Annotated in this window: 15 protein-coding genes; 12 read left to right on the top strand and 3 right to left on the bottom strand. The window is 66.5% G+C overall.

All coding sequences use genetic code 11. From position 1 onward, the window contains the following. Window positions 1-4 precede the first annotated feature (4 nt). The 3 genes from dipA to aceE all read right to left on the bottom strand — a co-directional run bounded on the left by dipA (window position 5) and on the right by aceE (window position 7,558). A complete protein-coding gene (dipA, locus tag VQ065_RS28800) occupies window positions 5-2,704 on the bottom strand; it encodes a phosphodiesterase DipA (RefSeq protein WP_003095788.1) in 2,700 nt (899 codons plus the stop codon). A 417-nt stretch (window positions 2,705-3,121) separates the two neighbouring features. Then, on the bottom strand, window positions 3,122-4,765 hold the full coding sequence (gene aceF, locus VQ065_RS28795; RefSeq protein ID WP_023098859.1) for a dihydrolipoyllysine-residue acetyltransferase: 1,644 nt from the start codon (window positions 4,763-4,765) through the stop codon (window positions 3,122-3,124). Between the two features lie 144 nt (window positions 4,766-4,909). Continuing rightward, window positions 4,910-7,558, bottom strand: coding sequence for a pyruvate dehydrogenase (acetyl-transferring), homodimeric type (gene aceE / locus VQ065_RS28790; protein ID WP_003095785.1), 2,649 nt, complete (start codon window positions 7,556-7,558; stop codon window positions 4,910-4,912). Between the two features lie 281 nt (window positions 7,559-7,839). Between aceE and glnE the strand changes: the two genes are divergently transcribed. The 12 genes from glnE to VQ065_RS28730 all read left to right on the top strand — a co-directional run bounded on the left by glnE (window position 7,840) and on the right by VQ065_RS28730 (window position 22,684). Then, complete coding sequence (gene glnE / locus VQ065_RS28785) at window positions 7,840-10,788, top strand: bifunctional [glutamate--ammonia ligase]-adenylyl-L-tyrosine phosphorylase/[glutamate--ammonia-ligase] adenylyltransferase (RefSeq protein WP_003095784.1); 2,949 nt, start codon at window positions 7,840-7,842, stop codon at window positions 10,786-10,788. 55 nt (window positions 10,789-10,843) lie between these two features. Beyond that, window positions 10,844-11,767: a branched-chain-amino-acid transaminase gene (gene ilvE, locus VQ065_RS28780; protein ID WP_003095783.1), complete on the top strand. Its 924-nt coding sequence runs from the start codon at window positions 10,844-10,846 to the stop codon at window positions 11,765-11,767. Window positions 11,768-11,826: 59 nt separating this feature from the next. After that, window positions 11,827-12,864 (top strand): lipopolysaccharide heptosyltransferase II, encoded by a 1,038-nt coding sequence (gene waaF, locus VQ065_RS28775; protein ID WP_003109905.1) that lies wholly within the window; start codon window positions 11,827-11,829, stop codon window positions 12,862-12,864. Beyond that, window positions 12,861-13,928, top strand: a complete 1,068-nt coding sequence (gene waaC / locus VQ065_RS28770; RefSeq protein ID WP_003095779.1) for a lipopolysaccharide heptosyltransferase I — start codon at window positions 12,861-12,863, stop codon at window positions 13,926-13,928. The genes waaF and waaC overlap by 4 nt, the downstream gene beginning before the upstream one ends. Beyond that, complete coding sequence (locus VQ065_RS28765) at window positions 13,925-15,046, top strand: glycosyltransferase family 4 protein (protein WP_003095777.1); 1,122 nt, start codon at window positions 13,925-13,927, stop codon at window positions 15,044-15,046. Before waaC ends, VQ065_RS28765 begins: the two co-directional genes overlap by 4 nt. Continuing rightward, window positions 15,043-15,849 (top strand): lipopolysaccharide core heptose(I) kinase RfaP, encoded by an 807-nt coding sequence (gene rfaP / locus VQ065_RS28760; protein ID WP_003095775.1) that lies wholly within the window; start codon window positions 15,043-15,045, stop codon window positions 15,847-15,849. Before VQ065_RS28765 ends, rfaP begins: the two co-directional genes overlap by 4 nt. Next, a complete protein-coding gene (locus VQ065_RS28755; protein WP_003095773.1) occupies window positions 15,849-16,583 on the top strand; it encodes a lipopolysaccharide kinase InaA family protein in 735 nt (244 codons plus the stop codon). Before rfaP ends, VQ065_RS28755 begins: the two co-directional genes overlap by 1 nt. Continuing rightward, entirely contained in the window at window positions 16,580-17,338 is a 759-nt protein-coding gene (locus VQ065_RS28750; protein WP_003095770.1) for a lipopolysaccharide kinase InaA family protein, read from the top strand. The genes VQ065_RS28755 and VQ065_RS28750 overlap by 4 nt, the downstream gene beginning before the upstream one ends. Next, on the top strand, window positions 17,335-18,813 hold the full coding sequence (locus VQ065_RS28745; protein WP_003095768.1) for a lipopolysaccharide kinase InaA family protein: 1,479 nt from the start codon (window positions 17,335-17,337) through the stop codon (window positions 18,811-18,813). The genes VQ065_RS28750 and VQ065_RS28745 overlap by 4 nt, the downstream gene beginning before the upstream one ends. A gap of 103 nt (window positions 18,814-18,916) precedes the next feature. After that, on the top strand, window positions 18,917-20,674 hold the full coding sequence (locus VQ065_RS28740) for a carbamoyltransferase family protein (RefSeq protein WP_003095766.1): 1,758 nt from the start codon (window positions 18,917-18,919) through the stop codon (window positions 20,672-20,674). Then, window positions 20,658-21,794, top strand: a complete 1,137-nt coding sequence (locus VQ065_RS28735; RefSeq protein ID WP_003095764.1) for a glycosyltransferase — start codon at window positions 20,658-20,660, stop codon at window positions 21,792-21,794. Before VQ065_RS28740 ends, VQ065_RS28735 begins: the two co-directional genes overlap by 17 nt. Beyond that, window positions 21,788-22,684: an antimicrobial resistance protein Mig-14 gene (locus VQ065_RS28730; RefSeq protein WP_003095762.1), complete on the top strand. Its 897-nt coding sequence runs from the start codon at window positions 21,788-21,790 to the stop codon at window positions 22,682-22,684. The genes VQ065_RS28735 and VQ065_RS28730 overlap by 7 nt, the downstream gene beginning before the upstream one ends. The last annotated feature ends 3 nt before the right edge of the window (window positions 22,685-22,687 follow it).

Here is a 22,687-nt window from a genome sequence, read left to right as displayed (position 1 = left end):
GCGATCAGTGCAGGGTGCGGCAGGGATAGCGCAGCAGGCTGGTATTGAGCAGGTCGCTGGGGATCGGCCGGTCGAACAGGTAGCCCTGGCCGATGTCGCAGCGGTTGCGCCGGAGGAAGGCCAGTTGCTCGGCGCTCTCCACGCCTTCGGCGACTACCTTGAGCTTGAGGTTGTGGGCCATGGCGATCACCGCCGAGGTGATTTCCATGTCGTCCTGGCTGTCCGGGATGTCCTTGATGAAGCTGCGGTCGATCTTGATCACGTCGATGGGGAATTTCTTCAGGTAGCTCAGTGACGAGTAGCCGGTGCCGAAGTCGTCCATCGCCAGGGTCAGGCCGAGGCTCTTCAGGCGTTCGAGTTGCTGGCGGGTATCGTCGGTGGCGTCCAGCAGCAGGCTTTCGGTGAGCTCCAGTTCCAGCTGGCTGGCCGGAATGTTCTCTTCGTGGAGGATCGCCGCGATCGAGCCGACCAGGTCCGGGTCGGTGAACTGCTTGGGCGACAGGTTGATGGCGATCTGCAGCTCGCCCAGCCCGGCCTCGGCCAGCTCGCGGGCCTGGCGACAGGCTTCGCGGATCACCCACTTGCCGATCGGCACGATCAGCCCGGTTTCCTCGGCCACGCTGATGAAGCGGTCCGGGCGGATCATGCCTTTTTCCGGATGCTGCCAGCGCAGCAGGGCTTCCAGGCCGAGCAACTGGCCGCTGCGCAGGCACAGCTTGGGCTGGTAGTGCACCGCCAGTTCGTTCTGCGCCAGGGCGCGGCGCAGGTTGCTCTCGACGAACAGCTTGTAGCTGGCCTCGGCGGTCAGCGCCTCGGTGAACACCTGGACCTGGTGCTTGCCGTTGGCCTTGGCCTTGTGCAGCGCCAGGCCGGCGTACTTCATCAGGGTCTGCGGGTCGCAGCCGTGCTGCGGGGCGCTGGCCAGGCCGATGGAGCCGGTGATGTTGATCAACTGGTTGTCGACGAACAGCGGCTTGTCGAGCATGTGCAGGACCTGCGCGGCAATGCTTTCGCCCTTTTCCACCGCGGTGTCGTCGAGCAGCACGGCGAACTCGTTGCTGGCGAAGCGCGCCAGGGTGGCGCCGTCGCCGAGGCAACTGCGCAAGCGCCGGGCCAGGCTGACCAGCAGCTTGTCGCCGGTCTGGTGGCCGAGGCTGTCATTGATCCGCTTGAAGTTGTCGATGTCCACCAGCAGCAGGCTGAGCGGGCGGTCGCCGCTGCTTTCCAGGCGTTCCTCGAGGGCGCCGATGAAATAGTGCCGGTTGGCCAGGCCGGTGAGGTTGTCGCGGTAGGCGAGTTTCTCGATGTGCTGCTGGGCCAGCTTGTTCTGCGTGATGTCTTCGTAGATGCCGATGTAGTGGGTCAGCTCGCCGAGATCGTCGTAGACCTTCGACAGCGACAACTGGCCCCAGTAAGGCTCGTGGTTCTTGCGGCGGCTGCGGAACTCGCCCTGCCAGCTGTTCTGCTGGGTCAGCGCGGAACGCGCGTCGAACAGCAGCTCGCTGAGGTTCTCCAGCGCCGGAAGCTCGGACAGGCGTCGGTTACGCACTTCGTCGGCGCTGTACTGGGTGATCGAGGTGAAGCTCGGATTGACGTATTCCACCACGCCGTTGCGGTCGATCAGCAGGAAGGCGCTGGCGCTCTGTTCCACCGCGCGCTGGAACAAGTGCAGGGCGCTGGAGACATTGCGTCGCTCGTGGTTCATCAGGACCTGCGCGTACTGGTCGGCGAGTTCCCCGGCGAAGGCGATCTCGTCGCTCTGCCACATGCGGTTCTCGCCGGCGTGTTCCAGGCACAGCACGCCGACCACCTCGCCGCCGATGCGGATGGTGGCGTCGAGCAGGGCGTTGACGCCCAGCGGCTTCAGGTAGTCCTTGTAGAGTTCCTGGGTGCGTGGGTCGCGTTGGGCGTTGTGGGCGTCGATGGCGCGCCCGCTGTGTACCGCCTCGAGGTAGGCGGGGTAGCGGCTGGCGTCGATGCTCTGGGGCTTCTCGTACTGGTCGAGGTCGCGGCGGTAGACGGTCACCGCTTCCAGGCGCTGGTCGTCGAGCAGGCGCCAGATGCCGGCGCGCGCGGTGCCGTAGGCTTCGCAGGCGGCCTGGGTGATCAGTTGCGCGGCTTCCAGCAGCGGGTCGCTGGACAGGTAGCGATGGCGGGCCAGGCGGACGATCAGGTTCTGCTGGGTGCGCGAGCGCAGCAGGTGTTGCAGGTGGTCGTCCTGGGAGCGCTGGTAGAGGTCCAGGGACGCCTTCAGGCGCAGGTTCTGCGATTCCAGGTCGAGCAACTGTTCGCTGCGCTCGGCGCTCTCCGCTCGCTCCTCGACCATCAGGTAGCCGTGCAGCAACTGGCGGCCATGCTGCTGGAAGGCTTCGCCGAACTCCAGCATGGTCAGCACGCCGTTGGGTGTGTGCAGCTTGTAGCTCACCTGGTAGTGCGGGCGCTTCACCAGTTGCTGCTGGATCTGCTCGTGCAGGCGGTGGCGGGCCTCGGGTTCCATCAGGCTGGCGTAAGGCGCATCGAGCAGTGCGCAGAGGGTAGTCGCCGGCAGCCCGAGCTGGCGCTCGCAGGCAGGATCGAGGAACAGCAGTGCCCAGCTCGGCTCGTTCAGCCGCTCGAAACGCAGCAGCCCGAGCCGCGACGGCACGGGTAGCTGCGTGACAACCTCGGCCGCCGAACGGCTGGCGGCATCGGGATGACTTTTCATGCGAGGCTGATTCCAGGTACTGAGCGAGGGGGAGGCCTCGACCCGTTTCGATGGGGTGCAGGCAAAGGGTGCATTATGCCGATTGGTCTGACAAGTAACTCTGTATCGGCCCGGCAGGGCCCAAGTTAAGCGTATCCGGGAAAAAACCGCTGGACGGTCGGAGGTCTGCGGCGCCGCTGGAAAAGCCCTGTTTTTCGTAGGGTTGGCTTCGCCGGGAGGGTTGGCGTCGAGCGCCTGTCATCGTGCGCGCCGAACTCGCGCCTGTGGGTCCTTTGGCATTCGCTGGCGGTACGACGGGTCGCAGTTTCGCCGAGCCGTCAGGCGGGCAAAAAAAGCCCCACCATCCGGTGGGGCCGAGAGACGAGCGTGGCATGCTCGCGAGAGGGGCTGGCCGCTCCGTGGGGAGCGGCGCAGGTATTACAGGAGCAGGGTGCGGATGTCCGCCAGCAGCTCGCCCAGGCGCTTGGTGAAGCGCGCCGCGGCGGCGCCGTTGATCACGCGATGGTCGTAGGACAGCGACAGCGGCAGCATCAGGCGCGGCTGGAAGGCCTTGCCGTCCCATACCGGCTGCATGGTCGCCTTGGACACACCGAGGATCGCCACTTCCGGCGCGTTGACGATCGGCGTGAAGCCGGTGCCGCCGATGTGGCCGAGACTGGAGATGGTGAAGCAGGCGCCCTGCATGGCATCGGCCGAGAGCTTCTTGTTGCGGGCCTTGTCGGCCAGCTCGGCGGCCTCGGCGGCCAGTTGCAGGAGGCTCTTCCGGTCGACATCGCGGATCACCGGGACCAGCAGGCCGTCCGGAGTGTCCACGGCGAAGCCGATGTGTACGTACTTCTTGCGGATCAGCGCCTTGCCGCTGGGGGCCAGCGAACTGTTGAAGTCCGGCAGTTCCTTGAGCAGGTGGGCGCAGGCCTTGAGCAGGATCGGCAGTACGGTCAGCTTGACCCCGGCCTTCTCCGCCGCGGCCTTCTGGGCAACGCGGAAGGCTTCCATGTCGGTGATGTCCGACTGGTCGAACTGGGTCACGTGCGGCACGTTCAGCCAGCTGCGATGCAGGTTGGCGGCGCCGACCTGCATCAGGCGGGTCATCGCCACTTCTTCCACTTCGCCGAACTTGCTGAAGTCGACTTCCGGGATCGGCGGGATACCGGCTCCGCCGGTGGCGCCGGCACCGCCGGACTTGGCGCGCTGCAGTTGCTCCTTGACGAAGACCTGGACGTCTTCCTTGAGGATGCGGCCCTTGGGACCGCTGGCTTTCACTTCGCTCAGCTCGACGCCGAACTCGCGCGCCAGCATGCGCACCGCCGGGCCGGCGTGGACCTTGGCGCCGTCGCGGCTGGGTGCGCCGACCGGAGCCGGGGTATCGGCCTTGGCTGGCGCAGGGGCCGCCGCGGCGGGCTTCTGCTCGGCGGCGGGCGCCGCGGCCTGGGCCGGAGCGGCTGCCGGCTGCTCTTCGGCTGCCGGAGCGGCGCCTTCCACCTTCAGCTTGAGGATCAGGTCGCCGGTGCCGACTTCGTCACCGACCTTGATCGAGACGCTTTCCACCACGCCGGAGGCCGGCGAGGGGATCTCCATGCTGGCCTTGTCGGATTCCAGGGTGATCAGCGACTGGTCGGCCTCGACCGTGTCGCCGGCCTTGACCATCACTTCGATGACGTTGGCCTTGCCGGCCGAGCCGATGTCCGGGACCTTGATGTCCTGGACGCTGGCCGCGGCGGGGGCGGCCGGCTTGCTCTCGCTCGGTGTGGGAGCAGGCGCTTCGGCTTGCGGCGCTTCCGGTTGGGCGGGCGCTGCCTCGGCCTTGGCTTCGGCAGGCTGTTCGCCGCCTTCCACTTCCAGCTCGAGGATTTCGTCACCTTCTTTCAAGGTGTCGCCGACCTTCGCCTTGATGCTTTTCACTACCCCGGCCTTGGGACTGGGGATTTCCATGCTGGCCTTGTCGGATTCCAGGGTCAGCAGGCTCTGATCGGCCTCGACCTTGTCGCCGGGTTTGACCAGCAGCTCGATGACTTCACCCTCACCGTTGCCGATGTCGGGTACGCGAATGAGTTCGCTCACATTCCTCTCCTTTTACGTGCCACCACCGCTGTGCGGCGCGCAAAACAAAGACTTTTGGTCCTTGGTTCGTTGTGAGCCGGCGCCGCCCGTTGGCGGCGCCGGCGTGCTCGAAACCCCTCGCTGCCGAGGGGAGTATGGAGCGAATTAGCAATCCAGCGGGTTGCGCTTCTCCGGATCGATACCGTACTTGGCGATGGCCTCGGCCACCACTTTCGGCTCGATATCGCCGCGATCGGCCAGCGCTTCGAGCGCGGCCAGCACCACCCAGTGACGATCCACTTCGAAGAAGTTGCGCAGCTTCTTGCGGCTGTCGCTGCGGCCGAAGCCGTCGGTGCCGAGCACCTTGTACTCCTTGGAGGGAACCCACTGGCGGATCTGCTCGGCGTAGAGCTTCATGTAGTCGGTGGAGGCGATCACCGGGCCGCGACGGCCGCCCAGGCACTCCTCGACGTAGCTCTGCTTCGGCTTCTGGCCCGGATGCAGGCGGTTCCAGCGCTCGACGGCAAGGCCGTCGCGACGCAGTTCGTTGAAGCTCGGCACGCTCCAGACGTCGGCGCCGATGCCGAAGTCGTTGCGCAGCAGCTTGGCCGCTTCCTCGACTTCGCGCAGGATGGTGCCGGAGCCCAGCAGTTGCACGTGGTGAGCGGCTTCCTTCTTGTCCTCCTCGAGGAGGTACATGCCCTTGATGATGCCTTCCTCTACGCCCTTCGGCATGGCCGGCTGGACGTAGTTCTCGTTCATCACGGTGATGTAGTAGAAGATGTCCTGCTGCTCTTCGATCATCTGCCGCGAGCCTTCGCGGATGATCACCGCCAGTTCGTAGGCGTAGGTCGGATCGTAGGTGCGGCAGTTCGGGATGGTCGAGGCCAGCAGGTGGCTGTGGCCGTCCTCGTGCTGCAGGCCTTCGCCGTTCAGCGTGGTGCGACCGGCGGTGCCGCCGATCAGGAAGCCGTGCGCGCGGCTGTCGCCGGCGGCCCAGGCCAGGTCGCCGATGCGCTGGAAGCCGAACATCGAATAGAAGATGTAGAACGGCAGCATCGGCTGGTTGTGGGTGCTGTAGGAAGTACCGGCGGCAATCCAGCTGGACATGGCGCCGGCCTCGTTGATGCCTTCCTCTAGGATCTGGCCCTTCTTGTCCTCGCGGTAGAACATCACCTGGTCCTTGTCCACCGGCTCGTAGAGCTGGCCGACCGAGGAGTAGATGCCGAGCTGGCGGAACATGCCTTCCATGCCGAAGGTACGGGCCTCGTCCGGGACGATCGGGACGATGCGCGGGCCGAGTTCCTTGTCCTTGACCAACTGCGAGATGATCCGCACGAAGGCCATGGTGGTGGAGATCTCGCGATCGCCGGAGCCGTCGAGCATGGCCTTCAGGGTTTCCAGCGGCGGAACCGGCACGCTCATGCTCTTCTGCCGGCGCACCGGCATGAAGCCGCCCAGCGCGGCGCGGCGCTCGGCCAGGTACTTGGCCTCGGCGCTGCCTTCTTCAGGCTTGTAGAACGGCAGCTTCTCCAGGTCGGCGTCCTTGACCGGGATGTCGAACTTGTCGCGGAACGCGCGCAGGCTGTCGACGTCGACCTTCTTCACGTTGTGCGCGATGTTCTTCGCTTCGCCGCTGCCGGTGCCGTAGCCCTTGATGGTCTTGGCCAGGATGACGGTCGGCTGGCCCTTGTGGTTGACCGCCTGGTGGTAGGCCGCATAGACCTTGTAGGGGTCGTGGCCGCCGCGGTTGAGCTTCCAGATTTCCTCGTCGGAAAGGTCCTTGACCATTTCCAGCAGTTCCGGACGCGCGCCGAAGAAGTGCTCGCGGACGTAGGCGCCGTCTTTCGCCTTGTAGTTCTGGTATTCGCCGTCGATGACCTCGTCCATGCGCTGCTGCAGCAGGCCGGCGGTGTCCTTGGCGAACAGCGGGTCCCAGAAGCGACCCCAGATGACCTTGTTGACGTTCCACTCGGCGCCGCGGAACACGCCTTCCAGTTCCTGGATGATCTTGGCGTTGCCGCGGACCGGGCCGTCGAGGCGCTGCAGGTTGCAGTTGATGACGAAGATCAGGTTGTCGAGTTTCTCGCGGCCGGCCAGGGAGATCGCGCCGAGGGATTCCGGCTCGTCGCACTCGCCGTCGCCCATGAAGCACCAGACCTTCTGCTTGCCGGCGGGGATGAAGCCGCGGCTTTCCAGGTACTTCATGAAGCGTGCCTGGTAGATCGCCTGGATCGGGCCAAGGCCCATGGATACGGTGGGGAACTGCCAGAAGTCCGGCATCAGCCAGGGGTGCGGATAGGAGGACAGGCCGTTGCCGTCCACTTCCTGGCGGAAGTTCTCCAGTTGTTCCTCGCTGATGCGGCCTTCGAGGAAGGCGCGGGCGTAGACGCCGGGGGACGCGTGGCCCTGGAAGAACACCAGGTCGCCGCCATGTTCGTCGGTGGGAGCCTGGAAGAAATAGTTGAAGCCGATGTCGTAGAGGGTCGCCGAGGAGGCGAAGGTGGAGATGTGGCCGCCCAGGTCCGGGTCGTGCTTGTTCGCCCGCATCACCATCGCCAGGGCGTTCCAGCGCACCAGGGAGCGAATCCGGCGTTCCATGAACAGGTCGCCGGGCATGCGTGCTTCGTGGGTTACCGGAATGGTGTTGCGGTAGGGCGTGGTGATCGCGTAGGGCAGTTGGGTGCCGCTACGGCTGGCCAGCTCGCCCATGCGGGTCATCAGGTAATGAGCGCGGTCTTCACCTTCGCGGTCGAGTACGGACTCCAGGGCGTCCAGCCATTCCTGGGTTTCGACGGGATCGAGGTCTTGCATGGCTTGCTCCAGGGCGGAAAGGCTTCCAGAATCGGATGCCATAGGTGAGCGGCCGGCCTCGTGGGCGACCGCAGCTAATTCTTGGATGTTCTCCGGGGGTGTACCCGGCGACTTGTAGTTTTACTACAGATCAGTCTGAGAAACAGCCCTCTGGATACAATTTTTAGTAGTAAAACTACATTTCGATTGTCGCTGTCAGGCTATAAGGCCCGATGTAGAGCCTTTTCGACGTTGTGCGTCGAGCCTGTGGTCTTCGGTCGGAAGCCCAAACAGGATAGACCATGAGCCTGCCTTCGCTGGCGAATCTGCCGGCCACCCTGCTGCCCGCCGCCGAACGCGCCGGGACTGCCCTCCGCTCCGCTGTCGCCGCTCTCGATGCCGCCGCCCTGGCCCGCCTGGAGGCCTGGCCCGAGGAGCGCCTGGAGGATTTCCGACGGGTCGCCGCGGCCAGCGATTTCGTCGCCGAGCAGGCGGTGCGCGACCCGGCGATGCTGCTGGAACTGGCCGAACGCGGCGAGCTGGAGAACCCCCACGCGCCCGGCGAACTGCGCAGCCAGTTGCAGGCGCGGCTGGAGGATTGCGCCGACGAGGACGAACTCGGTCGGCGTCTGCGACGTTTCCGCACACGCCAGCAACTGCGCATCATCTGGCGCGACCTGACCCGTCGCGCCGCGCTGGCGGAAACCTGTCGCGACCTGTCGGCCCTGGCCGACGCCTGCATCGACCTGGCTTGCGAGTGGCTCCATCGGCGCCAGTGCGAGCAGTTCGGCACGCCGATCGGCCGGCGCTCCGGCGAACCGCAGCGGATGGTGGTCCTCGGCATGGGCAAGCTGGGTGCGGTGGAACTCAACCTGTCGTCGGACATCGACCTGATCTTCGGTTACCCGGAGGGCGGCGAGACCGAGGGGGCGAAGCGTTCGCTGGACAACCAGGAGTTCTTCACCCGCCTGGGGCAGAAGCTGATCAAGGCGCTGGATGCGATCACCGTCGACGGCTTCGTCTTCCGCGTCGACATGCGCCTGCGTCCCTACGGCTCCAGCGGACCGCTGGTCTACAGCTTCGCCGCGCTGGAACAGTACTACCAGGACCAGGGGCGCGACTGGGAGCGCTACGCGATGATCAAGGCGCGGGTGGTCGGCGGCGACCAGCAGGCAGGCGAGCAACTGCTCGGCATGCTGCGGCCGTTCGTCTATCGGCGCTACCTGGACTTCTCCGCCATCGAGGCGCTGCGCACCATGAAGCAGCTGATCCAGCAGGAGGTCCGGCGCAAGGGGATGTCGGAAAACATCAAGCTGGGCGAAGGCGGTATCCGCGAGGTGGAGTTCATCGCCCAGGCCTTCCAGTTGATCCATGGCGGGCGCGACCTGAGCTTGCAGCAACGACCGCTGCTGAAGGTGCTGGCGACCCTGGAGGGGCAGGGCTACCTGCCGCCGGCGGTGGTCGAGGAGCTGCGCGGCGGCTACGAGTTCCTGCGCTACGCCGAGCATGCCATCCAGGCGCTGGCCGACCGGCAGACGCAAATGCTGCCCAGCGACGAATACGACCGCATCCGCGTGGCCTTCATCATGGGTTTCGCCAGTTGGGCCGCATTCCACGAGCGCCTGAGCCACTGGCGGGCGCGCATCGACTGGCACTTCCGCCAGGTGATCGCCGACCCGGACGAGGACGAAAGCGGCGAGGCGGCCTGCGGCAGCGTCGGCGCCGAGTGGATCCCGCTGTGGGAGGAGGCGCTGGACGAGGAGTCGGCCAGCCGGCAACTGGCCGACGCCGGCTTCGTCGATGCCGAGGCGGCCTGGAAGCGTCTCAGCGATCTGCGCCACGGCCCCCAGGTGCGAGCGATGCAGCGTCTCGGCCGGGAGCGCCTGGATGCCTTCGTTCCGCGCCTGCTGGCGATGACCGTGGAAAACCCCCAGCCGGACCTGGTGCTGGAGCGGGTCCTGCCGCTGGTGGAAGCGGTGGCGCGGCGTTCCGCCTACCTGGTGTTGCTGACCGAGAACCCCGGCGCGCTGGAGCGCCTGCTGACCCTCTGCGCGGCCAGCCCGATGGTTGCCGAGCAGATCGCGCGGTTCCCGATCCTGCTCGACGAACTGCTCAACGAGGGGCGCCTGTTCCGTCCTCCACAGGCCGCCGAACTGGCCGCCGAGCTGCGCGAACGGCTGATGCGGATTCCCGAGGACGACCTCGAGCAGCAGATGGAGACCCTTCGTCACTTCAAACTGGCCCACGGGCTGCGGGTGGCGGCCTCGGAGATCGCCGGCACGCTGCCGTTGATGAAGGTCAGCGACTACCTGACCTGGCTGGCCGAGGCGATCCTCGTCGAGGTCCTCGAACTGGCCTGGCGGCAGTTGGTGCAGCGTCACGGCCGGCCGTTGCGCGCCGACGGCACGCCGTGCGATCCGGACTTCGTCATCGTCGGCTACGGCAAGGTCGGCGGGCTGGAGTTCGGTCATGGCTCGGACCTCGACCTGGTGTTCATCCATGACGGCGACCCCCACTGCGAGACCGATGGCGGCAAATCCATCGATGGCGCGCAGTTCTTTACCCGCCTGGGGCAGAAGATCATCCATTTCCTCACCGCGCAGACGCCATCCGGCACCCTCTACGAGGTCGACATGCGCCTGCGTCCGAGCGGCGCGGCCGGCCTGCTGGTGAGTTCGCTGGGCGCCTTCCAGCGCTACCAGGAGCAGGAGGCCTGGACCTGGGAGCACCAGGCGTTGGTCCGCGCCCGGGTGCTGGCCGGTTGCCGGCGGGTGCAGGCGAGCTTCGAGGCGGTACGTGCCGAGGTGCTGGCGAGGCCGCGCGATCTCGACGCGTTGCGCACCGAAGTCAGCGAAATGCGCGCCAAGATGCGCGACAACCTGGGAACCCGCGCGACCGCCGCCGGCACCGCCTCGAATGCCTTCGAGGCCACGGCAGCCTTCGATCTCAAGCACGATGCCGGTGGTATCGTCGATATCGAATTTATGGTGCAATATGCGGTTCTAGCTTGGTCCGGAGAACACCCGGCGCTGCTCGAATTCACCGATAACATCCGCATTCTGGAAGGACTGGAACGGGCTGGCCTGATCGCCAGCGAGGACGTCCGTCTCCTGCAGGAGGCCTACAAGGCCTATCGCGCAGCCGCACACCGCCTGGCACTACAGAAGGAGGCCGGGGTCGTGAGCGGCGAGCACTTCCAGACGGAGCGGCGAGAAGTGATCAGGATCTGGCGCGAGCTGCGGCTCGGCTGATCCACTCAGGCACGTAACGCAAGTACGTAACGAATATCTGAAGGAGCTGGCAACTATGTCGATGGCCGATCGTGATGGCGTGATCTGGTATGACGGTGAACTGGTGCAGTGGCGCGATGCGACCACGCACGTGCTGACCCATACCCTGCACTATGGAATGGGCGTGTTCGAGGGCGTGCGCGCCTACGACACCCCGCAGGGCACGGCGATCTTCCGCCTGCAGGCGCACACCGACCGGCTGTTCGACTCCGCGCACATCATGAACATGCAGATCCCGTACAGCCGCGACGAGATCAACGAGGCGACCCGCGCCGCCGTGCGCGAGAACAACCTGGAAAGCGCCTATATCCGCCCGATGGTGTTCTACGGAAGCGAAGGCATGGGCCTGCGCGCCAGCGGCCTGAAGGTCCATGTGATCATCGCCGCCTGGAGCTGGGGCGCCTACATGGGCGAGGAAGCCCTGCAGCAAGGCATCAAGGTGCGCACCAGTTCCTTCACCCGCCACCACGTCAACATCTCGATGACTCGCGCCAAGTCCAACGGTGCCTACATCAACTCGATGCTGGCCCTCCAGGAAGCGATCTCCGGCGGCGCCGACGAGGCCATGATGCTCGATCCGGAAGGCTATGTGGCCGAAGGCTCCGGCGAGAACATCTTCATCATCAAGGATGGCGTGATCTACACCCCGGAAGTCACCGCCTGCCTGAACGGCATCACTCGTAACACTATCCTGACCCTGGCCGCCGAACACGGTTTTAAACTGGTCGAGAAGCGCATCACCCGCGACGAGGTGTACATCGCCGACGAGGCCTTCTTCACCGGCACCGCCGCGGAAGTCACGCCGATCCGCGAAGTGGACGGTCGCAAGATCGGTGCCGGCCGCCGTGGCCCGGTCACCGAAAAGCTGCAGAAAGCCTATTTCGACCTGGTCAGCGGCAAGACCGAGGCCCACGCCGAGTGGCGTACCCTGGTCAAGTAAGCACCGAAGAAGGGTGTGACAGGGAGGCGAAAGCCTCCCTGATCATTTCCGGAGCCTGAATGAGAATTCTGATCGTAGGTCCCTCCTGGGTGGGGGACATGGTGATGGCGCAGACCCTGTTCCAGTGTCTGCGCCAGCGGCATCCCGAGTGCGTGATCGATGTGCTGGCGCCCGAATGGAGCCGACCGATCCTCGAGCGCATGCCCGAGGTGCGCCAGGCCCTGAGCTTCCCGCTCGGCCACGGGGTGATGGACGTCGCCACCCGGCGCCGGATCGGACGCGGCCTGCGCGGTCAGTACGAGCAGGCGATCCTGCTGCCCAACTCGCTGAAGTCGGCGCTGGTGCCCTGGTTCGCCGGAATACCGAAGCGCACCGGCTGGCGCGGCGAGATGCGCTACGGGCTGCTCAATGACATCCGCAAGCTCGACAAGCAGCGCTATCCGCTGATGATCGAACGCTTCATGGCCCTGGCCTTCGAGCCGGGCGTGGAGTTGCCGAAGCCCTATCCGCAGCCGCGCCTGCGGATCGACGACGGCAGCCGCCAGGCGGCGCTCGACAAGTTCGCCCTGAGCCTGGACCGCCCGGTGCTGGCGCTCTGTCCCGGCGCCGAGTTCGGCGAGGCCAAGCGCTGGCCGGCGGAACACTACGCCGCGGTCGCCGAGGCGAAGATCCGTGCCGGCTGGCAGGTCTGGCTGTTCGGCTCGAAGAACGACCATCCCGGTGGAGAGGAGATTCGCCAGCGCCTGATTCCGGGGTTGCGCGAGGAGTCCTTCAATCTTGCCGGGGAGACTTCGCTGGCCGAGGCCATCGACCTGATGTCCTGCGCTGGCGCGGTGGTGTCCAACGATTCCGGCCTGATGCACGTGGCGGCCGCGCTGGATCGCCCGCTGGTGGGCGTCTATGGCTCCACCTCGCCGCAGTTCACCCCGCCGCTGGCGGACCGGGTGGAGATCGTCCGCCTCGGTCTCGAGTGCAGCCCGTGCTTCGAGCGCACCTGTCGCTTCGGCCACTACAATTGCCTCCGCGAGCTGCCGCCTGGCCTGGTATTGCAAGCCCTGGAGCGGCTGGTCGGCGATCCTGCCGAGGTCGCCGGATGAGGGTACTGCTGGTCAAGACCTCGTCCCTCGGCGACGTGATCCACACCCTGCCGGCGCTTACCGACGCCGCCCGGGCGATTCCCGGCATCCAGTTCGACTGGGTGGTGGAGGAAGGTTTCGCCGAGATTCCCGCCTGGCATCCGGCGGTGGCGCGGGTGATCCCGGTGGCGATCCGGCGCTGGCGCAAGAACCTCTGGCAGACCCTGCGCAACGGCGAATGGCGGCGCTTCAAACAGCGCCTGAAGGAAGTCGATTATGACCTGGTGATCGACGCCCAGGGGCTGCTGAAGAGTGCCTGGCTGACCCGCTACGTGGGCAAGACGCCGGTCGCCGGTCTCGATCGCGACTCGGCGCGCGAGCCGCTCGCCAGCCGCTTCTACCGCCGTGCCTATCCGGTCGCCTGGGGGCAGCATGCGGTGGAGCGCACGCGCCAGTTGTTCGCCCAGGCGCTGGACTACCCGTTGCCCGAGTCGGTCGGTGACTATGGCCTGGACCGCGAGCAGTTGGCCGACGCCGACCCTGGCGCGCCGTACCTGGTGTTCCTGCACGGTACTACCTGGGTCACCAAGCATTGGCCGGAAGCCTACTGGCGCGAACTGGCCGAGCGCATGTGCGAGCGCGGCTGGTCGGTGCGCCTGCCCTGGGGCAGCGCCGCCGAGCGGGAGCGGGCCGGGCGCCTGGCGGCGGGGTTGGAAAATGCCGCGGTACTCCCCAGATTATCCCTGGCCGGCATGGCCAAGGTGCTTGCCGGCGCGCGCGCCTGCGTGGCGGTGGATACCGGCCTCGGTCACCTGGCGGCGGCGCTGGACGTGCCGACGCTGTCGCTGTTCGGTCCGACCAATCCTGGCTTCACCGGCGCCTACGGGCGCTCCCAGGTCCACCTGGGCAGCGACTTCCCCTGTGCGCCGTGCCTGAAGAAGACCTGTACCTACCAGCCGACCGAAGAGGACCGCAAACTGTTCGATCTCAAGCGTGAGCAGCCGCTGTGCTTCACCCGGCTGAATCCCCAGCGCGTGGCCACCCAGCTGGAGGCCATGCTGCTGGCCCCGGAGACCCTCCGATGACCCTGGCGTTCATCCTCTACAAATACTTCCCCTTCGGCGGCCTGCAGCGCGACTTCATGCGCATCGCCCTGGAATGCCAGCGGCGCGGGCACGGCATCCGCGTCTATACGCTGATCTGGGAGGGCGACGTGCCGGACGGCTTCGAAGTGCTGGTGGCCCCGGTGCGCTCGATCTTCAACCACCGGCGCAACGAGAAGTTCACCGCGTGGGTCCGCGCCGACCTGGCCAGGCGCCCGGTGCAGCGGGTGATCGGCTTCAACAAGATGCCCGGACTGGATGTCTACTACGCCGCCGACGCCTGTTTCGAGGAAAAGGCCCAGACCTTGCGCAACCCGCTGTACCGCCAGTGGGGCCGCTACCGCCACTTCGCCGGCTACGAACGGGCAGTGTTCGACCCGGCCTCGAAGACCGAGATCCTGATGATCTCCGAGGTGCAGCAGCCGCTCTTCGTCAAGCACTACGGCACCCAGGCCGAGCGTTTCCATCTGCTGCCGCCGGGGATCAGCCAGGATCGCCGGGCGCCGGCCAACGCCGCGGACGTGCGTGCGGAATTCCGCCGCGAGTTCGGCCTGGAGGAGGACGACCTGCTGCTGGTGCAGATCGGTTCCGGCTTCAAGACCAAGGGCCTGGATCGTAGCCTGAAGGCGCTGGCCGCGCTGCCCAAGGCGTTGCGCAGGCGTACCCGGCTGATCGCCATCGGCCAGGACGATCCCAAGCCGTTCCTGCTACAGATCGCCGCCCTCGGTCTCAACGACCAGGTACAGATCCTCAAGGGTCGCAGCGATATCCCGCGCTTCCTGCTCGGCGCCGACCTGCTGATCCACCCGGCCTACAACGAGAACACCGGTACGGTGCTGCTGGAGGCGCTGGTCTCCGGCCTGCCGGTGTTGGTGACCGATGTCTGCGGCTATGCCCACTACATCGCCGAGGCCGACGCCGGGCGGGTGCTGCCGAGTCCGTTCGAGCAGGACAGTCTCAACCGCCTGCTCGCGGAAATGCTGGAGGACGCTCCGGCGCGCGCCGCCTGGTCGCACAATGGCCTGGCCTACGCCGATCACGCCGACCTCTACAGCATGCCGCAGCGCGCCGCCGACCTGATCCTCGGGGAGGCCTCATGAGGCTGGTGCTGGAAGAGCCGTTCAAGCGCCTGTGGAGCGGGCGCGACCCGTTCGAGGCGGTGGAGGCGCTGCAAGGCAAGGTCTACCGCGAACTGGAGGGGCGCCGCACCCTGCGCACCGAGGTCGACGGGCGCGGCTACTTCGTCAAGATCCACCGTGGCATCGGCTGGGGCGAGATCGCCAAGAACCTGCTCACCGCCAAGCTCCCGGTGCTCGGCGCGCGCCAGGAGTGGCAGGCCATCCGGCGCCTGCACGAGGCCGGCGTAGCGACCATGACCGCGGTCGCCTACGGCGAGCGCGGCAGCGATCCGGCGCGGCAGCATTCCTTCATCGTCACCGAGGAACTGGCGCCGACCGTGGACCTCGAGGTGTTCTCCCAGGACTGGCGCGAGCGTCCTCCACCGCCGCGGCTCAAGCGCGCGCTGGTAGAGGCGGTGGCGCGGATGGTCGGCGACATGCACCGTGCCGGAGTCAACCATCGCGACTGCTACATCTGTCATTTCCTGTTGCACACCGACAAGCCGGTGAGCGCGGACGATTTCCGCCTCTCGGTGATCGACCTGCACCGTGCCCAGACCCGCGACGCCACGCCGAAACGCTGGCGTAACAAGGATCTGGCGGCATTGTATTTCTCTGCGCTGGACATCGGACTGACGCGTCGCGACAAGCTACGCTTCCTGCGCACCTATTTCCGCCGGCCGTTGCGCGAGATACTGCGCGACGAGGCCGGCCTGCTGGCCTGGATGGAACGCAAGGCGGAAAAACTCTACGAACGCAAGCAGCGTTACGGAGACCTGCTCTGATGGCGGGGTGGACCCTCGAACCCGATTACCGTCACCTGGCCGCCGACTTCGGTAGCCTCGATAGCGTGTTCGCCCTGGAGGGCGAGCGCCTGACCCGCGACCCGTTGTCCGAAGTCATCCGCATCGAGCGCGACGGCGTGCGTTACTACGTCAAGCGCTACCGCAGCGCCGGCAAGGGCTTGCGCCGCTACCTGGCGCGACCGCGGATCAAGGCCGAGTGGCAGAACCTCAAGCGCTTCGAGAAGTGGGGCATTCCCACCGCCGAAGTGGTCGCCTGGGGGCTGGAGCGCAAGGCTGGCGCCTTCCAGCGCGGCGCCATGATCACCCGCGAACTGCCGGGCACCGAGGACTTGTCGGTGCTCGCCTGCAACCGGGATCCGCGCCTGAAGGACCCACGCTGGGTGGACGGCGTCAGCCGGCAGATCGCCAAGGCTACGCGCCTGATGCACGACCAGCATTTCACCCACAATGACCTGAAGTGGCGCAACCTGCTGGTGGACGACCAGCCGCTGGTGTATTTCATCGACTGCCCGAACGGCGCATTCTGGTGGAGCTTCATGCTGCGCTACCGGATCACCAAGGACCTGGCCTGCCTGGACAAGGTGGCCAAGTACCACCTGTCGCGCACCCAGCGCCTGCGCTTCTACCTGCAATATCGCCGTCGCCGGCACCTGAACGAATCCGACAAGAAGCGTATTCGCCAGGTGGTGGCTTTCTTCGAGGGGCGCGAATGAGCGTTTTCATCGCCGCGCAGGACCACGACCTGCTCCAGCGCAACCGTCTGGACAGCTTCGACGCCCTGTGGGCCTTGCAGCTGGACGCCGTGGACGAACCGAATACCGAGCGGGGTGGCTGGAGCAGCGTCTACCGCCTCGACCTGGGCGACTCCGCCTACTACCTGAAGCGCCAGAGCAACCACCTGACCCGCAGCCTGCGCCATCCGCTGGGCGAGCCGACCTTCGCCCGCGAGTTCCGCAACATCGAGCGCTACCGGGCGCTGGGCATTCCCGCCCTGCAGGCGGCGTTCTTCGCCCAGCAGGCGGTCGGCGGAGAGCGCCAGGCGATCCTCCTGACCCGTGCCCTGGACGGTTGGCAGGACCTGGACACCTGGCTGGCGTCCTGGCACGACCTGGCCGAAGAGCGGCGCCGGGCGATTCTCCGGGCGGTTGGCAGGCTGGCGCGCCAGCTGCACGCGGCCGGACAGATGCATGGTTGCTTCTATCCCAAGCATGTATTCCTCCGCGAGGGGGCCGATGGTGTCTTCGAGGCCTGCCTGATCGACCTGGAGAAGACCCGCCCGATCTGGTTCGGCCGCCGCGACCAGGTCAAGGACCTGGAGCCGATGCTGCGCCGTGCCCCGGACTGGAGCGAAGCGGACGTGCACGAATTCATCTCCGCCTATGTCGACGAACCCCTCGACTCGGCCGAGGTCGAGCAGTGGTATCGCCTTCTCGACCAGCGCCGCCGGCGCAAGGAGTCGCGCCGATGAGACTGGCCGAACTGCAAGCCGCCGGGCGCCACCCGCAACTGCCATTGCGGGTGACCCTGGCGGATGGCGCTGGCGCTGCCGAACTGCGCCTGGACAGTCTGCTGCGGGTGCTGCCCGGGCAGCGCTACGTCGGTGCCGGCGAATGGCGTGGGCGCAAGGTGCTGGCCAAGCTGCTGGTGGGCGGCAAGGCCGCACGGCATTTCCAGCGCGAACTGGAAGGGGCGCGTCTGCTCGCGGCCCAGGGGCTGACCACCCCGGCGCTGCTGGCCGACGGGCTGCAGGAGGGCGAGGGCGGCTGGCTGCTGTTCGACTACCTCGACGCGGCGCAGAGCCTCGGTGACGCCTGGCGTGCGGTGGAGGCCCAGGCGCCGCTGGGCGATGCCCAGCAAGCGGTGCTCGGCGAAGCCCTGGCAGCCATTGGCGAGCTGCATGCAAAGGGCCTCTGGCAGGCCGACCTGCACCTGGACAACCTGTTGCGCCACGCCGGCCGCCTGTATCTCATCGACGGTGGCGGCGTGCGTGCGGAAACTCCCGGCCAGCCGCTGTCGCGACAGAAAGTGCTGGAAAACCTCGGGGTGTTCTTCGCCCAGTTGCCGGCGCTCCTCGATCCTTTCCTGGAGGAGTTGCTGGTGCACTACCTGCTGGCCAACGGCGAGCATGCGCTGCCGCTGGAAGCTTTGCAGAAGGAAATCGCCAAGGTTCGCCGCTGGCGGGTGCGCGACCTGCTGAGGAAGGTCGGTCGCGACTGTAGCCTGTTCAGCGTCGTGCGCGGTCCGTGCCGCCTGTTCGCCGCCCGCCGCAGCGAGGCCGAGACGATGGCGCCCCTGCTGGCGGACGCGGACCGCCTGATCGCCGCCGGCCACGTCTACAAGGACGGCGGCGCGGCCACCGTCGCCCGGGTCGAAGCGAACGGCCGCACGCTGATCATCAAGCGCTACAACATCAAGGGCTGGGTCCATTGGCTGAAGCGCTTCTGGCGGCCGAGCCGGGCCTGGGCCTCCTGGCGCGAAGGCAACCGCCTGGAATTCCTCGGCATCGCCACCGCCCGTCCGCTGGCGATGCTGGAGCGGCGCTGGTGCTGGCTGCGCGGGCGCGCCTACCTGATTACCGATTATCTCGGCGGTCAGGATATAATCGCTCGTTTTAAGCCTTGCCTGGACATGCCCGATGGCGCCGTTTCGCCACCGGAAGCCGAGTTGGCGGCACTGGATCGGCTGTTTTCGACGCTGATCCGCGAACGCATCAGCCACGGCGACCTGAAGGGACACAACCTGTTCTGGCAGGCCCATGAACAAGGCGGCGAATGGGCGCTGATCGACCTGGACGCGATGCGCAAGCATCACAGCCAGGTGTCCTTTGCCCGCGCCTACGCCCGCGACCGCGCGCGCTTCCTGCGCAACTGGCCGCAGGACAGCGGCCTCTACCGGCTGCTGGAGCAACGGATTCCCCGCCTCGGCGACGCCGCCGGGGCTTGAACGACAAGCGACGACCACCGCCTGCGGCGGTCGACGAGTTAAACGAAAGCCGCGGTTGTCGGTCCCACTCCGCAACCGCGAGCTGCTTTGAAGAGGTTCTACCGTGGCATTGACCGTCCTAGGCCTGTCTGGCGCCGTAAGCCATGACCCGTCCGCCGCCCTGTACATCGACGGCAAGCTGGTCGCGGCCGTCGAGGAAGAGCGCTTCGTGCGCGACAAGCACGCGAAGAACCGCATGCCCTACGAATCGGCGAAGTTCTGCCTGGAGCAGGCAGGGATCGAGCCGGCCGATGTCGACGTGGTGGCGATTCCCTTCGCTCCCATCAGCATCATGGAAAAGGCCCGCTGGCACTACGCCAAGCGCTACGCCTACGCGCCGGATCGCGCGCTGGATGCGATCCTGCTCGGCAACCGCCGCTACAAGCGTTACTACAAGCGCATCGAGTGGTGCCTGCAACAACTCGGCTTCGACCTGAAGAAAATCAAGATCCAGCCGGTCGAGCACCACCTTGCCCACGCCTCCAGCGCCTACCATTGCTCGGGGTTCAAGGAAAAGACCGCGATCCTCGGCATCGACGGCAAGGGCGAGTACGCCACCACTTTCTTCGGCTGGGGCGAGAACGGTCGGATCCACAAGATCAAGGAGTTCTACGATCCGGATTCGCTGGGCGGCCTGTACGGCGCGATCACCGAGTACCTCGGCTTCGACATGCTCGACGGCGAGTTCAAGGTCATGGGCATGGCGCCCTACGGTGACGCCAGCAAGTACGATTTCTCCCGTCTCGCCAAGTTCGAGAACGGCGAACTGGTGATCAACACCGACTATGCCAACGTCATCGGCTTCCGCCGCTACAAGGAGAAAGGCAAGGGCTACTACTTCTCGCCCAAGCTGATCGAGTGGCTGGGGCCCAAGCGCGAAGGCGATATCGCCGACGATCCCTACATCCATTACGCCGCGAGCATCCAGGCGCTGTTCGAGAAGCTCGCGCTGGAGATGATGGACTACTACCTCGGCGATATCATCCGCGAGACCGGCAAGGTCGCTTTCGCCGGCGGCTGCGCGCTGAACGTCAAGCTCAACCAGAAGATCATCTCCCGCCCCGAAGTGAAGGAGTTGTTCGTCCAGCCGGCGGCCAGCGACGCCGGCACCGCGGTCGGCGCGGCGGCCTACGTGTCGCACCAGCGCGGCGTGCCGGTGGAGAAGATGGAGCACGTCTACCTCGGCCCGGAGTATTCCAACGAGGACGTCATCGCCGCCTGCGCCCGTCACGAGGCCAGGCCGCAGTGGCAGAAGATCGACAACCGCAGCCGGCGTATCGGCAGGATCCTTGCCGACGGCAACCCGGTGGCCTGGTTCCAGGGACGCATGGAGTTCGGTCCGCGTGCCCTCGGTGGCCGCTCCATTCTCGGCTGCCCGAGCGTGCCGGGCGTGGCCGACCGGATCAATGCGCAGATCAAGTTCCGCGAGCGCTGGCGACCCTTCTGCCCGTCGATGCTGGATACCGTCGGCCCGCAGATGTTCAAGATCGACCACCCGGCCCCGTTCATGACCTTCACCTTCGAAGTCAACGAAGAGTGGAAGGAGCGAGTGCCGGAAGTGGTGCACGAGGACGGCACCTCCCGCGCCCAGGTGCTGAAGCGCGAGTACAACCCGCGCTACTACGACCTGATGAAGGAACTGGAGAACCTCACCGGCAACGGCGTGGCCCTGAACACTTCGCTCAATCGTCGTGGCGAACCGATGATCTGCTCGCCGACCGACGCTCTGAACATGTTCTTCGGCTCCGATCTGCAGTACCTGATCATGGAGGACATCCTGGTCGTGAAGGAGGGCGTGGACTGGTATGACTCGGTCGGCTGAACCTCGCGTCCTGCAGTTCTGTCACGGCTACGACGGGCCTTTCCTCGACTGTGCCCGTCAGTACGCCAGCCTGTTCGCCGGAACCCCGTACAAGGTCACCACGGTGTTCCTCACCGGGCGTTCCGATCCTGAGGTGGCGGCGCGTTGCGCCTCCGACGAGGTACTGTTCCTCGAGTACGGCTCCAGGGACATCCGTGGCCTCAAGCTGAAGGCGATCCGCGACTTGCGCGAGATCGCCCGTTCGCGCGACTTCCGCTTCTGCATCGCGCACCGCTTCAAGCCGATCTGGATCGCCAGCCTGGCCACTCGTCTGCCGATCGTTGGCGTGCACCACGCCTTCGGCGATTACCAGCGGTTGTCGCGCAAGGTCTTCGCCGGCCTGATGAGCAAGCGCCTGAGCCTGCTGGCGGTGTCCGACGCGGTGCGCGACGATATCCGCCGTTGCCTGCCGAAGTGGCCGGCGGAGCGGGTCGAGACGCTCTACAACCGCATCGACGTCGCTGCGCTGCAGGCCGAGCAGGTCGAGCGCCTGAGTGCGCGCCGGCAACTGCGCCTGCCCGACGAGGCCTGGGTGGTCGGCAACGTTGGCCGCCTGCATCCGGACAAGGACCAGGCTACTCTGCTGCGCGGCTTCGCCGCCGCGCTGCCGCGCCTGCCACAGAACAGCCTGCTGGCGATCCTCGGCAGCGGCCGCCTGGAAGAGCAGCTCAAGGACCTGGCCTGCGAACTGGGCATCGGCGAGCGCGTGCTGTTCCTCGGCCAGGTCGAAGAGGCACGGCGCTACTTCAAGGCGTTCGACGCCTTCGCCCTGAGTTCCGACCACGAGCCGTTCGGCATGGTCCTGCTGGAGGCCATGGTCGCCGGCGTACCGCTGATCGCCACCGCCTGTGGCGGCACCCGCGAAGTGGTGGAGGGGGTCGGCATCCTCTTCCCGCTGGGCGACGAGACGGCCTTGGCCGAGGGCCTGACCCACCTGGCGGCGCTCGACCGCCGCCAGCGCGAGGCCTGTGCGCGGCTCATGCTCGAGCGCCTGGAGACACGCTTCTCCGACGCCGCGGTGCGCCGCGAATTCTGGCGCCTGCCGACGATTGCCGGCTTCGCTTCGGAGTCTGCATGCTGAACAGGTTGCGCGCCTTCCGCGAACGCGGTTGGCGCGAAGTGGATGCGCTGACCTACGCCCAGGCCTGGCAGCGTTTCGGCGGCAGCGTCGCGACCCACCCGCTGGTGGTCGAGCAACTCGCCGAAATGGCCGGAATCCCGGTGCGTTACCTGGGTTGGGAGAGCGCTGGCGAACTGGTTGCGGCGATCCCGACCTGGGGCCGCCACCTGGCGTTGTCCAAGGACGTGCTCAAGCGGCGCGGCAAGAAGGGCTTGTACGACCTGGGCAACGCCGAACTGATCCTGCCGGTGGCCGGCGATGCCCGCATCGCCCTCCGCCATGGGGGACGCTACCTGTCGGCGCTGCATGAACGGAACATCGTCACGCTGCGCCCGCAGGCCGAGCAACTGGCGTTCGCCCGCGCCCCCGAGGATTTCTCCAAGAAGTTCCGCTACAACCAGCGGCGCGAAGTGCGCCTGGTGGAGGAGGCCGGTGGCCAGGTGCGCCAGGCAGACAGCTTCGCCCCGGCCGAGTTCGCCGCCATCTATCTCGAACTGTTCCAGCGTCGCTGGGGCTTCCCGGCCACCGGTGCGGAGCGCATGGCCGAGGTCTTCGAGCGGCTGCGCGAATTGCTGCGCGGCTCGGTCCTGCTGCTCAACGACCAGCCCATCGCGGTCCAGGTACTGTATCGCGCCGAAGCGCCGTGCTGGCTCAGCGTCGAGTACATCAACGGCGGCGTCGATCCGCAGACCCGCGAGTTCAGCCCTGGCAGCGTGCTCAGTTACCTGAACACCCAGGCCGCCTGGGAGGATGCGCGAGCGCTGGGCAAACCCCTGCGCTATTCGTTCGGTCGCGCCGACCGCGAATACAAGGATCGCTGGTGCCATCCTTCTCCGGTCTTCCAGGTCTGAAGC

This window comes from Pseudomonas sp. KBN10P06128 (assembly GCF_037574945.1).
Classification (GTDB): Bacteria; Pseudomonadota; Gammaproteobacteria; order Pseudomonadales; family Pseudomonadaceae; genus Pseudomonas; species Pseudomonas aeruginosa.
The sequence above is the reverse complement of the archived record's forward strand: the minus strand, read 5'-3'. Positions and strand labels throughout refer to the sequence as shown.

What these genes read in the sequence shown, in the direction of transcription:
- aceE (WP_003095785.1), bottom strand. Translation starts at nt 7,558, where the DNA reads ATGCAAGACCTCGATCCCGTCGAAACCCAGGAATGGCTGGACGCCCTG.
- VQ065_RS28755 (WP_003095773.1), top strand. Translation starts at nt 15,849, where the DNA reads ATGGCGGGGTGGACCCTCGAACCCGATTACCGTCACCTGGCCGCCGAC.
- waaC (WP_003095779.1), top strand. Translation starts at nt 12,861, where the DNA reads ATGAGGGTACTGCTGGTCAAGACCTCGTCCCTCGGCGACGTGATCCAC.
- ilvE (WP_003095783.1), top strand. Translation starts at nt 10,844, where the DNA reads ATGTCGATGGCCGATCGTGATGGCGTGATCTGGTATGACGGTGAACTG.
- VQ065_RS28735 (WP_003095764.1), top strand. Translation starts at nt 20,658, where the DNA reads ATGACTCGGTCGGCTGAACCTCGCGTCCTGCAGTTCTGTCACGGCTAC.
- glnE (WP_003095784.1), top strand. Translation starts at nt 7,840, where the DNA reads ATGAGCCTGCCTTCGCTGGCGAATCTGCCGGCCACCCTGCTGCCCGCC.
- VQ065_RS28745 (WP_003095768.1), top strand. Translation starts at nt 17,335, where the DNA reads ATGAGACTGGCCGAACTGCAAGCCGCCGGGCGCCACCCGCAACTGCCA.
- VQ065_RS28730 (WP_003095762.1), top strand. Translation starts at nt 21,788, where the DNA reads ATGCTGAACAGGTTGCGCGCCTTCCGCGAACGCGGTTGGCGCGAAGTG.
- VQ065_RS28750 (WP_003095770.1), top strand. Translation starts at nt 16,580, where the DNA reads ATGAGCGTTTTCATCGCCGCGCAGGACCACGACCTGCTCCAGCGCAAC.
- rfaP (WP_003095775.1), top strand. Translation starts at nt 15,043, where the DNA reads ATGAGGCTGGTGCTGGAAGAGCCGTTCAAGCGCCTGTGGAGCGGGCGC.
- VQ065_RS28765 (WP_003095777.1), top strand. Translation starts at nt 13,925, where the DNA reads ATGACCCTGGCGTTCATCCTCTACAAATACTTCCCCTTCGGCGGCCTG.
- dipA (WP_003095788.1), bottom strand. Translation starts at nt 2,704, where the DNA reads ATGAAAAGTCATCCCGATGCCGCCAGCCGTTCGGCGGCCGAGGTTGTC.
- waaF (WP_003109905.1), top strand. Translation starts at nt 11,827, where the DNA reads ATGAGAATTCTGATCGTAGGTCCCTCCTGGGTGGGGGACATGGTGATG.